We start from the raw sequence: 12,816 nt of genomic DNA, 5'->3' as shown, positions 1-12,816 counted from the left end.
CAGAATCCGGAACCCATTTCGACTCCACACAATCACCTAACCCATGTCAGGTGTTTCCACGACCACTAGAAATCAAGACATTTTCTGTGGTGTACGAAGTCAATAAAGATTAGTGCTGTTCCGGAACGAAAGCGTGGAGCAAAGCCTCCGGATCCTTCGAGGCGATGAGCCAATAAGGAGTATCATCTTCTGGATCATCGAGCACCATCATGGCGTGCTCATCCACCCAAGCGTGGGAAACCAAAAACGCTGCGGGATCGAACTGCGGACCCAGCGCATTGCGCCGCGCAGATTTAGGAACGGTGATAGACCGCGACACGACGTCGTTAGGCAATTGGGCATCTTTGACCGTGAGCCAACGCGTTCCATCCGGGTCACGCTCTACCTTGATAACTGTATTGGACCAGGTAATAAGTACCCACACGGCGATAGCGCCAAGGAGGATCGCGGGAATAATGGTCCACCACATGGAGCGGTTAAGGCCAGCGGTAGCGGAAGTAAGCCCCACGATGGCGGCTGCAAAAAGCCAAAAGTACCAAGGGACCCATTGGCGTTCGCGGTAGAGCACCTGAGGGGCCACCGTGCCCTGTGCCGAAGCGGCGCTTGACGGTGCCGGAGTTGCGGAAGTAGCAGATGTATCAGACACGTCTAGTCAGTCTAGACCACACGCGCCGCAGAATGAACCTTCCAAGGCAGGTAGGATTGGCCAGGTGACTGACTCGATTCCGCATTCTCAACCAGAAAGCCCCTTTGGGGACGTTAAAGTCAAGCGCCTGGATAAGGAGCTTCCGCTGCCGCACCGCGCACACCGTGGTGACGCCGGTGCGGACCTCTATGCAGCTGAATCTCTTACCCTGCAACCCGGCGAGCGCGCCCTCGTTGGCACCGGGATTGCCATTGCGCTGCCACTAGGAACGGTCGGTTTAATTCACCCGCGCTCCGGACTAGCCGCCAAGCAAGGGCTTTCCATTGTCAATACCCCAGGCACGGTGGATGCCGATTACCGCGGGGAGATCAAGGTCTGCCTCATCAACCACGACCGGCACACTCCTATTGAGATCGAACGTGGAATGCGCATCGCTCAGCTCGTGGTCCAGCGCGTAGAGCTGGTGGGGTTTGCTGAAGTTGCAGAATTGGATGACACCGTCCGCGGAGCCGGCGGCTATGGCTCTACCGGTGTGTAGTTCAAGCAGTAGAGACTCAACGAAACTTTTAGAAAGGACGTAGCACCCATGGGAATCTGGCCCTTTGGCAAGAAGAACGACGAAGAAAAGAAGGCTCAGGAAAAGCCTGCAGCACAAAGCGAAAAGTCGGCGGACCCCACGTCCGCGGATGCGGAGGCGCAGGAGACCTATGCTCCAGTAGACGACACCGCAGCAGATGCCGCGGCGGCTTCTGGCAATGAACCCAGCGAATTCGCCCATGATGCCATCAATGGCCAGACCGGCCCCTTTGATGGCGACTCCGTCGATATCGAGACCTTTGATTTCAGCGACTTTTCCATTGGCGTATTAGATCTGGGGTCCCTGCGCATCCCACTGCCAAAGGAATCCCAGGTACAGGTGGAAATGGGCGAACAAGGCCCACGAATGCTGCACATCGTGACCAAGGTAGGCCGAATTACTCCAGTAGCCTTTGCTGCCCCACGTAAGCCGGGCCAGTGGGCAGAATCCGTGGAGGAAATCAAGGAGGGCATGAGCCGCGACGGACTTACCGTTACTACCGAGCCAGGCCCTTGGGGTGCTGAGGTCGTGGGCAAGAACGACAACGGTCAGGTCCGCGTTATCGGCGCAGATGGTCCGCGCTGGATGCTGCGCATGACCCTGGCCGCGCCGGCCGGTATGGAAGCAGACCTAGCAGACATGGCCCGCGAGGTTGCTGCCCGTACCTTCGTCTACCGCGGGGAAGACCCCATCCTGGCGGGAAATGCTTTGCCGGTCATCATGCCCGAGCAGCTCGTAGAGCAGGTCAAGCAGGCCATGGACCAGCGCCAGCAAAAACAGCAGGCAGCCGCTAATGCTCAACACCACTCAGAAAACGGCGGGGGCGGCCCCGACCCCGCGGCAAAAGCAGAGGCGGAGCAACACTTGCGCGATTTGGGCGGTACCCCACGACAGGGTGAGAATGGATCGTCCCCGCAGAATCCCGATGAGGGCTCTGCACCTAATTCCAAGAACTAGGCAAAGCAGTAAACCACGTGACACATTCTTCCTCGCCGCAACCTTCCCCGGACGCTAAGAACCTGGACTCTGAGGAGTCTGCTGCCGAACCCACCCTGCTGGAGCAAATGGGAGGCTTGTCAGGGCTCATCTCGGCGACCTTGCCGGTCATTGTGCTGATTCCTGTCAATAACTTCTTTGGGCTGGGGCCAGCCTTAGCGGCGGCGCTCGGCGTGGCCGTTGTTATTGCACTTTGGAGGGTAATCCGTAAAGAGACCCTGCAGCCAGCCATATCGGGTCTGCTGGGAGTGGCTCTTTGCGCAGCCATCGCCTGGTTTACCGGTGATGCAAAAGGGTATTTCTTGTACGGCATCTGGATGTCGTTGGCGCTGTGCATTGCCGCGGTACTATCAATCCTTTTTCGGTGGCCCGCTGTGGGTGTCATCTGGAAGGGGATCAATGGCGAGGAGATGCAGTGGCAAAAGATTCCAGAGGCGCGCCGGGCTTATGCCATCGCTACTGGTGGGTGGGCGGTCATCTTCCTGGCCCGTTTTGTTGTTCAGCGCGCCATTTATGATGCGGATGCAACCACAGCCTTAGGGGTGACCCGAATCTTGATGGGGTGGCCATTGACGCTTCTAGTTACGGCGTTGACCGTGTGGATGGTGCGCCGCGCGGATGCAGCCGTTGACGCAGCGGCGGGCACAGGTGAGCACACTAACGCAGAACGAGAACAAAAGTCTGAGGCAGAAAATGACTGAATCAACGATGAGCCGTGGCGATAGTTTTGAGGTCACTATTGACCGCATGGCGCACGGCGGGGAAGGAATTGGCCAGGCGCCGGATGGGCGAGTGGTATTCGTCCCTCGCGCTTTTCCTGGCGACGTCGTAAAAGCTACGGCCGGCCGTGTAAAGAAGTCGTTCATTAAGGCAGACCTGGAAAGCGTACTAAGTCCTGGGGCATTGCGTGTTCCATCGTCATGTCCTGCGGCCACGCAAGGAGCAGGCTGCTGTGATTTCGCCGAGCTGGATCCCGCGGCCGAAACCGGAATCAAGGCAGAGATCTTGTCGGAACAGCTGCGCCGCACCGGCGTTGTCACCGGCGAGGAACTGAAAATTGAGCAGCACACCTTAGAGCCGGTTCGGGGATGGCGCACGCGGGTGAGGTGGGGCGTCGACAAGCAAGGGCGAGCCGGAACCCGTCAGCGTCGGTCCAATGAGCTTGTTACGGGCGCTGCGTGTACGCAGCTGGCTCCGGGATTGGCAGAGGGGCTCGTTGGAGAGGGCGCGCGCCGGTTTACCCCAGGCGCTGAGGTTATCGCCGTTTTCGATGGCGAGGGCAACCGCCACGTGGTAGAAACCCGCAAGGCCCCGCGCGGGCGCCGCGTGGAGACCATCCGTGAGGTGGTAGAAGGCAGCGGCAAGGTGCACGAGCATGTCGACGGGCGGACGTTTAGCTTTCCTGCTACCGCCTTCTGGCAGGCCCACAGCCACGCACCGGCCGCGTATACCGATCTGATAGCGGAGTGGCTCGGGGGTCGCGAGTACCAAGAGCACACCGCCTGGGATCTCTACGGCGGCGTCGGCCTCTTCGTTCCAGTATTGGCCCACGCCGTGCAGGGCAAGGTTATCTCCGTGGATTACTCACCGGCGGCTACGGCCGGGGAACAGGCCGGCCTGGCGGACTGCGATGTGGAAGTAAAGTCCGCGAAGGTAGAGCACGTCGCCGCACAGCTTCCCAAGCCTGGCGCTGTAGTCCTTGATCCGCCGCGCACAGGAGCAGGGGAGGACGTAATTCGTTCCGTGGCGGCCGCTGCACCCCAGGCGGTCGTTCACGTGGGATGTGACCCCGCCACCTTCGCGCGTGACTTGGGATACTGGAACCAGCACGGATACGGAATAGAGAAGATGGCACTCATTAACGCGTTCCCCGGAACGCACCACTTTGAAACGATTGCTCTCATTACCCCTGCCTAAGGAGCCTTTATAGCTCCGAGGCGGGGTGTGGCACGTTGTCGCGCCGTTCTCGGAACATTGACCGATATAATATTCACCGCCCGCCGCGGGTACGGTAGAAAAGAAGAACTAAGCACAGAAGGAGTTGAAGGCCGCTCCATGACTATCTTGGATACCATTAACTCGCCGCAGGACCTCAAGGCACTGTCTGCAGACAAGCTTGAGGAGCTGGCGGCAGAGATTCGGCAGCGCCTCATTGACAAGGTCTCCGTCACGGGCGGACATCTGGGGCCTAACTTGGGCGTGGTGGAACTGACTATTGCGTTGCACCGCGTATTTGATTCTCCGCGCGAGCCAATTATTTTTGACACTTCGCACCAGTCCTATGTGCATAAGATGTTGACGGGGCGCACGGATCAATTCGATACCTTGCGGCAAAAGGACGGCCTTTCGGGGTATACGGACCGCGGCGAATCCGAGCATGACTGGACCGAGTCCTCCCACGCTTCGGCGTCGCTGTCTACGGTCGATGGCTTGTCTAAGGCCTTCAAGATTCGCGGCGACGGTCACCGCAATGTCATCGGTGTTGTCGGCGATGGCGCCCTCACCGGCGGCATGTGCTGGGAGGCGTTAAATAATATCTCTGAGGATAAGGGGCGCAATGCGGTCATCGTGGTCAATGACAACGGCCGTAGCTATTCGCCCACTATCGGTGGCATTTCCGAAAACCTAGGCCGCATCCGCTCCCAGCACGGTTATGACGAGCTCATGGAACAGGGTAAGCGCCGCCTGAAGCAAATGGGATGGGTAGGCGAGCGTGCCTTTGATGCCTTGCACGCCATGAAGGAAGGCGTCAAGTCCACCGTCTTGCCTACCGAGATGTTTCCGGAACTGGGGATGAAGTACATCGGCCCCATCAACGGGCACGATATCGATAGCTTGGTGCATGCCCTGACTTATGCCCGCGAGTATGACGGGCCCATCATCGTGCACGTGGTTACCGAAAAGGGCCACGGTTTTGCCCCAGCCGTCAATGAGCCGAAGGACCAAATGCACTCCACCGGTGCTATCGATCCGGTCACCGGTGTGGCTAAGGGCACCAAGCAGCCTGGCTGGACGGCCGCCTTTTCAGAGGAGCTGCTAGCCGCTGCCGAAAAGCGCGATGACCTCGTTGCCATTACCGCTGCTATGGCCGGGCCAACTGGGCTCGCTCCCTTCCAAGAGCGCTTCCCAGAGCGGTTCTTTGATGTGGGAATTGCCGAGCAGCACGCAATGACCTCTGCCTCTGGTTTGGCGCTCGGCGGGATGCACCCCGTGGTGGCGGTATATTCCACCTTCTTAAACCGGGCCGTGGACCAGGTCATTATGGATATTGCGCTGCTAAAGCTGCCGGTAACCATCGTGCTTGACCGCTCCGGAGTTACCGGTTCCGATGGCGCTTCGCACAATGGCGTGTGGGATATGGCGCTCATGAGCATTGTGCCGGGAATGCATATTGCCGCCCCGCGCGATGGCGCGCGCCTGCGGGAGCTCTTCCGTGAGTCGCTAGAGATTGAATCTGGCCCGTCCGTGGTCCGCTTCCCTAAGGGCAACCTGCTGCCGGATATGGAAGCGGTGGATACGTTGGGCGATGGTGTAGACATCCTGCACTATGGCGAAGCCGATGCCGGCGAGGACACCCCTGAGGTACTCATCGTTTCCATCGGTGCCATGTCCGCTCGCAGCATCGAGGCTGCAAAGCTGCTCGGCGAGCAGGGCGTGAACGTTACCGTTGTTGACCCGCGTTGGGTAGCGCCGGTGGCAAGCTCTGTGGTGGCTCTCGCCGCTGACCACGACTTGGTGGTTACTGCAGAAGACGGCCTTGTACGCGGCGGTATTGGCTCCATGATTTCGGAGGCCCTCAGCGCAGCCGAGGTCGATACTCCTGTGCGCCGACTCGGCGTTCCGGGTTACTTCCCTAAGCACGGCTCCCGCGGCGAGGTTTTGGAAGAATTTGGGCTAACGCCGGAGCTTATGGCGGCGTCGATAAGCGAGTGGCTAGAAAACCTCACTGCTGATGCCAACGCGCGAGGAGAGGAGAACTAAACCTAGCCTGCTAAATATTCTTAGAAAAGACCGTCCACGATAATCGGGGCGGTCATTTCTATTTGCCATTCGCGCGCGCCCTCCGCGCGGAGGAAGGCAGCGACGTCGCCTGGCTGGCGAATGGCGCCGGCGACAGAATCAGGTCCGCGGTGGCGCTTATCGGCGCGCACACCTACCTTCGCCCATACCGCTGCACGCAAAGCGGCAGGGCGGATAAGGAGTTCGGATGGCATACCGAGTTCAGCGGCGAGATCGGCGATGTCCGCGCGGATAGTTTGGTATATCTCCCATAGGTCCGGGTAGTCCTTGGCCCAGATGGTTTTGGAAGGAACCGGTTGTGGGGCGCGATGGACGCGAGGCCGCTGCTGCGGGGGAACGGCGCGCGCCTGGCGAAGCACAGCCATCCACCGGGCGGTCGCGCCCTTGCGCCGGCGGGGAAATCCCTTGACTCGGGCAAGATCGCCGGCGGTGGTGGGAAGGGCGCGTGCAATTTCTACCAGCGTCTTATTCGCTAATACCCGGCCGGGCGCAGTGTCCGTGCGCCGAGCGATAGCGTCGCGCTTAAACCACAGCGCTCGAGCAGCAGCGAGCTGACTGCCGCTGCGCAAACTCGAGATGCCCTTCAGATCGCGCCACGTGTGCGGCTGGGGAGCGAAGTCTCCGGAATGTTCTTGGACTATGGCGGAAAATTCTTCTAAAGCCCAGTCCATCTTGTCTTGTTCGGCCAGAATGTCGCGCAGGGCTTCGGCCAGCTCGAGGAGCAGTTCCACATCGAGCGCGGCGTATGCCTTGAGTTCCTCGCTGAGCTGCGGGGTGGACCAGTCGGCATCGCCGTAGCCCTTTTCCAATTCGACGTCAAAAAGCTCCGCGACCATAGTGCCCAGATTGGGCCGTTCAAATCCGGCGAGCCGTGCCGCCAGTTCCGTGTCAAAGATGGAGCCAGGAAATAGACCGAGCCACCCGAGACAAGGCAAATCCGAATGGGCGGCGTGAATAATCCACTCCGTGCCGTTGAGCACTGGGGCAAGGGCGGCCGTGAGCTCCTCGCGGTGGCCTTCAGGGGCAAAAAGCATCGTGCCCGCGCCGCGGCGGCGAATTTGCACTACGAAGGCGCGATCATCGTAGCGATAGCCGGAGGCGCGCTCGGTATCGATGGCAAAGGGGCCCGTACCCGCGGCTAGGCGGGCTGCGGCAGCGGTGAATTCCTCCGGGGTGGCAAGAACCGGCGGGATGCCCTCGAGCGGCCGGCTGCGCAATTCTGGCATATTAGCGGCCGAGCTCGGTGACGCCCTCAGGGGGTAGTCCGGCAACGTTGGCCAATACCTGGGCAAAAGCCTGCACGTGGGGTGCGAGGTCGAGGCCTTCGGCAGTCCACGAAGCGCGCATTTCGATCTGGTAGGCGCGCGGAGGCCCGCCAATCTCTCCAAAACGCACGGACGCGGTGGAAGTGACGGTGCCGCCCAAATTGGTGTGGTCGGCTCCCTCCTTTTCCAAGCCTTCGTTGAGCCATTGCCACGCCACATCGGGCAAGAGGGGATCGCCGGCTACGGCGTCGTCCATATCCGCCTGGATATAGGCCACAAGGCGCATGGCGCCCTCCCAAGCTTCCTCAGCGCCCGGATCGTGGAGCAGGATGAGGCGACCAAAGGCGTCGCCCTCTGCATCGGTGGGCACGATATCTGGGTTGTCTTCGTTTCCCACTTCGAGGCCGATTGCGTGGCTAAACGGCGCAAGGCGTTGCGGTGGGCGAATGGAGCCTAGGGTTATCTCAGGACGCAGGTCGGCCGCGTGCATGGACTCCACTGCTTGAGTGAAGGCGGCGGGGGTGGCTGGCTCGTGGCTTTCCGCCTGCCCGTGCAAAGGGGTGGGGGCGGAGGCCTCGGCGCTGCGTGGGGTGGTCGATTCGGAATTGCTCACGACGTTCAAGCTATAGTTTCGCGGCCTCTAGCTGGGGGAGGCGCGCCGATCCGCAAGTGTGTCGCCATTTGTGTGGGAGGGGAAGTGACAAGGTTCCATATCCAACTTATGATGGATATGTTCGTTAACCCAAAGACTTCTGCAAAGGAGAACGCAATGGCGAAGCTTGACTACAAGGAACTCAACGCAGTTCAGCAATATTCCCAGCACGCGGTTTTTAAGGTGATTCCGGGCGCGCTCGGCACCGAGCGAGCGGAGATCATCGCCCAAGCGCAGGAGTTCTTTGCCGGCGTGGAAAAGGCCGGGAAGGTAACGGTGCGCGGCATTTACGACCTCACGGCTATGCGCGATTCCGCCGACTTCATGATCTGGTGGCACGCTGAGGAATTCTCTGACCTGCAGAAGGTCTTTGGGGACTTCCGCCGCGAGACCACCCTAGGGCAAGTCAGCGAAGTGACCTGGGTGGGCAATTCCTTGCACCGTCCAGCAGAGTTCAATAAGTCCCACCTGCCATCCTTCATCATGGGTGAGGAGCCGAAGGAGTGGATCTCGGTATACCCCTTCGTGCGCTCTTATGACTGGTACACCATGGACGAGGAAAAGCGCCGCCGCATCCTCATGGAGCACGGTATGCAGGCGCGCGACTACCCCGATGTGCGTGCAAATACCGTCCCAGCCTTTGCCCTGGGTGACTATGAGTGGATCTTGGCCTTCGAGGCGGATGAGCTCCACCGTATCGTCGACCTGATGTACTTGATGCGGTACACCGAGGCCCGCCACCACGTGCGGGAGGAGATTCCCTTCCACACCGGTCGCCGCGTCAAGGACGTAGCAGAGCTCATCGCAGTACTGCCCTAAAAGAAGCGCCGCCCAGCAGTAGCCCTGCTTGGCGACGTCCCCTCTTAGCCGCGCCCCGTCACTAGCCTGCACGTTAGGCTGCTGACGGGGCGCGCTTTCTTGTGCATGCCACCTTAGGCGGTGCCACCTTCTACCGGCTTTTCCTCCAAGTCCAGGCAGATGGAGTTGATGCAATAACGCAAGTCGGTGGGGGTATCGTAGCCCTCGCCCTCAAAGACATGCCCCAGGTGGGATTCGCAGCTGGCGCACAAAACCTCTACACGGCGCATGCCTAGCGAGTTGTCTTCGCGCTCAATGATTTTGTCCCCGGCGAGTGGGGAGAAAAAGGAAGGCCAGCCGCAGTGGGACTCAAACTTTTCCGTAGAGCGGAAAAGCTCCGTTCCACACGCGCGGCAAGAATAGACCCCCTCGGTGGTGGTATTGGTGTACTCGCCTACGTGGGGCGGCTCGGTGCCGGCTTCGCGCAGGACGTAGTATTCCTCGGGGCTTAAGCGCTGGCGCCATTCGGTATCGGCAATGAGCTTGATATCGGTCATGGGCCGAGTCTAAACCGTGCTGCGCGCGGCACGCCACCAGCCGGCGACCGTAGCGAAAATTGCGACGATAAGCAGCGCCCATCCCGCCGTAGCCGTGAAAAAATTCATCCACCGACCAGCATCCGGGTGCGCTGTAGACGCCCAGGAAACGGGAGCCAAATAGAGAAAGGCCGCAAACCACGCTCCTGCGGAATGAAATACTGAGCGTGGGAGTACCACGGTAAACATCAGCGGGAAAAGCCACATGGAATAGTACTGTTGGCCGAGGGAAGACAGGAAGAAGATACCCACCATGATCGCCCCGCTGGTCGTCAGTGCCCACAAGGTCGGGTCGGAGTTGCGCCAGCGCAAAAGCCCGAGAATCGCTGCGGCCGAAAGCGCGGCAAATATCAACCACACGGTCCAATACAGTCCCGCGCCAAAGTCAACGTAGGCGTGGAAGCCTGCCCAGGAAGAATTGGCATAGTCACGGGTTTCCGAGAGGTAGGGCAGGAGGTTATCCACAAAGCCACTAGCGTCCGGCACGAGCGGCCACGCTAGAAGGTTGAGTACTACCGGTACGCTGACTCCTGTCGCGAGACTGCGCCATTGTAGCTTGACCAACGGCAGGAAGAGCAACGGCGCAAATTGCGGCTTAATGACGATGGCCAGTCCAATGGCCACGCCTGCCACCCAGCCCATCCATGGGGTGCGCTCGGCGCGCACGAAGGCCCACAAGAACACGGCCATGCACAGCAAGAGAATGCCGTTGATATTGGTAAATGCGAGCGTATTGGTCACCGATTCCGTGACAAAGGCCAAAGCGATGGATACTGGCCACACTGCCGAAGTAAGTGTGCGGCCCACCGTAAGGGTGAGCACCGCTAGCGCTGCCACGATTGCAGCCGCGTTGGCGACGATGAATAGTCCCCGTGCCAGCGAAAAATCGATGTGCGCTAGCGGCGCGAGCAGCAGCGTCGCCCCCGGGGTATACAGGTACAGCGGGTCAACGTGGTTATAAGCCTGCTCATAGACCGGCTGGCCAGTGGACATGCGTGCCACAGCGTTATACACGGTGGTGAAGTCATCCGTCGGCGTGCCATTGCGCGCGATGATGAACACGCGATGCACAACAAGCAGGATGGCCACGGGCCAGGCAGCGGCATTGATTCGGGAATTCACGGCCTCTTAGTCTACGGCCTAGCGGGAGCGGGAATACCGCAGAAACACCGTGCCATCGTGATCGGCCGCGACATTTTCTAACTGCATGCGGCGATGGGAATGCTCGCCCTGAAACGTCGCCATGGGAGTTTCCACGCCGGTAGATAGATGTGGGTCTAGGGTCAAATACATCTGGTCGATGGCATCGATGTCTACCAGCTGCCCTATCATTCCTGGCCCGCCCTCGCAGAGTACGCGCTTAAACCCGCGGTCCTTCAAGACGGATATGTAGTCCTGCACGGTTCCTTTGCCAGCATCGCAGACTTCCGCGCCTGCGGATTCGATGGTCACGATGCGCTGTGCGAGCTCTTGGTCGTCCCGGCTGCTATGGGGGACCAAGAGGATGGGAGGGGTAGTAAAATCCGTGAAGAAGTCCGAGGTGATATCGAAATCAAGGCTGCGGGAAGGCACCGCAATCGGAGCAGGACGTGAGCCATCCGTGGCCGGAGCAACTCCTGAATAGTCCTCCGCACGCACCGTTTGCGCACCCACCAACACGACGTCTGCCCAGTTGCGTAAAGCTGCGAAGAGCTGCCCGTCAGTATCATTTCCCATGTCTTCGGACACGTGGTTCATGGTTGCCGAGCCGGTTAGCGTGCTGACCATATTTGTGCGGACGGTGAATACATCACCGGAATCCGGGCCCAATAGCGAAGAGATATCCATGCCTTCCCAGCCTAGTCAAGGCACCAGATGCCCAGCACGGCAAAGCGCAGGGCGCACTCCAGACGATGGGCCTACATCAAGCGGATGAGTATTACGCCAACCAAAATCACTGCAATGCCGGCTACCTGGCGCATTACTACGGGGGCGCCCCGCAGACGATCGATCAGTACGGAGCCCACCATGGAACCAAGAAGCGTTGCCACCACAGTAAGACCAGTACCAATCTGCGGTACTAAGGCCGCATTGCCAAAGACAAACAAGGCTCCCAAGGCGCCGCCTGCCCACATCCACCATGGGTTAGCCTTACCCTCGGGACGCTCAATGCGAGGGCGCCAGCGCAAAGCAATATTGAGCACTACCAGCGCGGAAACGCCAATGCTAAAAGAAACCAAAGCCGCACTAACGGGCGACCCAGTGATCTGACCAAGGTGGCCGTTAATGGCGGATTGGCTTGCGGTAAAACAACCAAAGACAAAGCCTGCGAGGCGCCAAAGCCATAACGCCATAGCACTGTCTTCTTGCTTCGTCGGCGCGCCGGGGCTGGCTACAATAGAAATCACACCACCGAGGACAACTAGTGCCCCTAGCGCGCGAACTAGGGATAGTGGGGAAGTGAGGGAGTCAAATAGTCCAAAGTGGTCGATGACAAGGCCCATCATGATCTGGCCCGCAATGGGTAGGACCACGGTCTGGACCGCGCCCAGATGAGGAAACAACAGGATATTTCCAGTAAGCGCAACCACGCCGAGCAGGCCACCGAACCAAATCCACAGCGGTTCCCCAAAGGCACGGGAAATGCCGAATTCGCCGCCGGTGACGGCTGTCGCGATGACAAGCAAAGTCAACGTGCCCACGGCAAACGAGATGAGCGAAGAGGAAAACGGCGTGCCAGTAGACGCGCGAAGGCGCGTATTAACCAAGGTCTGAACGGGCAGAACGAGTCCGGCGATAATGCCTAAGAGAATCCACAACACGTCGGGACACTTTACAGGCATATAAAGGAACCCGACCAAGCTCCCATGGAGTGGAGCTATGGGCGGGAAATTGTGGTCCTAACTGGGATTGAACCAGTGACCTTTCCGGTGTGAACGGAACGCTCTCCCACTGAGCTATAGGACCTTGCGGTGGCTAAATCTACACCGCACTAAATTCAAACACCTAATTGGCTGGGCAGGAGTGCACATCAGAGGGAGGCGGCTTGTGGTTCACTGTCTTCGGAGAATCACATCAGTGTGCTTTGGGATGGTCCGAATGTAAAAAATCGGCGCCGGAAAGAATGCCGCTGGGCTGGGGATTTGGAAACTGGCGCGGAGCACGATAATGTTTCTTCTCGCACCGCAACGGTAGAAAGTTCGCGGGGCAATGCGGATGTAGCGCAGTTGGTAGCGCATCACCTTGCCAAGGTGAGGGTCGCGAGTTCGAGTCTCGTCATCCGCTCC

Annotated in this window: 13 protein-coding genes and 2 tRNA genes; 7 read left to right on the top strand and 8 right to left on the bottom strand. The window is 59.5% G+C overall.

Annotated elements, in window-relative coordinates:
- Window positions 1–109 precede the first annotated feature (109 nt).
- Entirely contained in the window at window positions 110–646 is a 537-nt protein-coding gene (locus tag QP971_RS02645; protein ID WP_049377388.1) for a DUF3093 domain-containing protein, read from the bottom strand.
- 64 nt (window positions 647–710) lie between these two features.
- Between QP971_RS02645 and dut the strand changes: the two genes are divergently transcribed.
- The 5 genes from dut to dxs all read left to right on the top strand — a co-directional run bounded on the left by dut (window position 711) and on the right by dxs (window position 6,200).
- Window positions 711–1,184, top strand: coding sequence for a dUTP diphosphatase (dut, locus tag QP971_RS02640; protein WP_049377387.1), 474 nt, complete (start codon window positions 711–713; stop codon window positions 1,182–1,184).
- Window positions 1,185–1,232: 48 nt separating this feature from the next.
- Complete coding sequence (locus QP971_RS02635; RefSeq protein ID WP_049377386.1) at window positions 1,233–2,180, top strand: DUF3710 domain-containing protein; 948 nt, start codon at window positions 1,233–1,235, stop codon at window positions 2,178–2,180.
- Window positions 2,181–2,197: 17 nt separating this feature from the next.
- Complete coding sequence (locus QP971_RS02630) at window positions 2,198–2,920, top strand: DUF3159 domain-containing protein (protein ID WP_049377385.1); 723 nt, start codon at window positions 2,198–2,200, stop codon at window positions 2,918–2,920.
- Window positions 2,913–4,136 (top strand): class I SAM-dependent RNA methyltransferase, encoded by a 1,224-nt coding sequence (locus QP971_RS02625; protein ID WP_049377384.1) that lies wholly within the window; start codon window positions 2,913–2,915, stop codon window positions 4,134–4,136. Before QP971_RS02630 ends, QP971_RS02625 begins: the two co-directional genes overlap by 8 nt.
- Before the next feature lie 138 nt (window positions 4,137–4,274).
- Window positions 4,275–6,200 carry a 1-deoxy-D-xylulose-5-phosphate synthase gene (gene dxs / locus QP971_RS02620; RefSeq protein ID WP_269953040.1) on the top strand — a complete coding sequence of 642 codons (1,926 nt, stop codon included), beginning with the start codon at window positions 4,275–4,277 and terminating at the stop codon, window positions 6,198–6,200.
- A 20-nt stretch (window positions 6,201–6,220) separates the two neighbouring features.
- Here dxs and QP971_RS02615 read toward each other — a convergent pair whose 3' ends face one another.
- Together QP971_RS02615 and QP971_RS02610 are read right to left on the bottom strand one after the other, a co-directional pair.
- Window positions 6,221–7,465, bottom strand: a complete 1,245-nt coding sequence (locus QP971_RS02615; protein WP_269953039.1) for an HRDC domain-containing protein — start codon at window positions 7,463–7,465, stop codon at window positions 6,221–6,223.
- 1 nt (window position 7,466) lies between these two features.
- Window positions 7,467–8,126: a DUF3000 domain-containing protein gene (locus QP971_RS02610; protein ID WP_420361574.1), complete on the bottom strand. Its 660-nt coding sequence runs from the start codon at window positions 8,124–8,126 to the stop codon at window positions 7,467–7,469.
- 147 nt (window positions 8,127–8,273) lie between these two features.
- Here QP971_RS02610 and hemQ point away from each other — a divergent pair, with 147 nt between their 5' ends.
- Entirely contained in the window at window positions 8,274–8,975 is a 702-nt protein-coding gene (hemQ, locus tag QP971_RS02605; protein WP_239273264.1) for a hydrogen peroxide-dependent heme synthase, read from the top strand.
- Between the two features lie 113 nt (window positions 8,976–9,088).
- On the opposite strand, the gene msrB is transcribed toward hemQ, so the two are convergent.
- From msrB to QP971_RS02580, 5 genes are all read right to left on the bottom strand, one after another.
- Window positions 9,089–9,511, bottom strand: a complete 423-nt coding sequence (gene msrB, locus QP971_RS02600) for a peptide-methionine (R)-S-oxide reductase MsrB (RefSeq protein ID WP_284787002.1) — start codon at window positions 9,509–9,511, stop codon at window positions 9,089–9,091.
- Window positions 9,512–9,520: 9 nt separating this feature from the next.
- Complete coding sequence (locus QP971_RS02595) at window positions 9,521–10,672, bottom strand: glycosyltransferase family 87 protein (protein ID WP_284787003.1); 1,152 nt, start codon at window positions 10,670–10,672, stop codon at window positions 9,521–9,523.
- Between the two features lie 18 nt (window positions 10,673–10,690).
- On the bottom strand, window positions 10,691–11,377 hold the full coding sequence (locus QP971_RS02590) for a pyrimidine reductase family protein (RefSeq protein ID WP_284810793.1): 687 nt from the start codon (window positions 11,375–11,377) through the stop codon (window positions 10,691–10,693).
- 71 nt (window positions 11,378–11,448) lie between these two features.
- Window positions 11,449–12,351, bottom strand: coding sequence for a DMT family transporter (locus QP971_RS02585; protein WP_284810791.1), 903 nt, complete (start codon window positions 12,349–12,351; stop codon window positions 11,449–11,451).
- 73 nt (window positions 12,352–12,424) lie between these two features.
- Window positions 12,425–12,496 (bottom strand) — tRNA-Val (locus QP971_RS02580).
- A 245-nt stretch (window positions 12,497–12,741) separates the two neighbouring features.
- Between QP971_RS02580 and QP971_RS02575 the strand changes: the two genes are divergently transcribed.
- Window positions 12,742–12,814, top strand: a tRNA-Gly gene (locus QP971_RS02575).
- The last annotated feature ends 2 nt before the right edge of the window (window positions 12,815–12,816 follow it).

It is taken from the genome of Corynebacterium marquesiae (assembly GCF_030229635.1).
Classification (GTDB): domain Bacteria; phylum Actinomycetota; class Actinomycetes; order Mycobacteriales; family Mycobacteriaceae; genus Corynebacterium; species Corynebacterium marquesiae.
The sequence above is the reverse complement of the archived record's forward strand: the minus strand, read 5'-3'. Positions and strand labels throughout refer to the sequence as shown.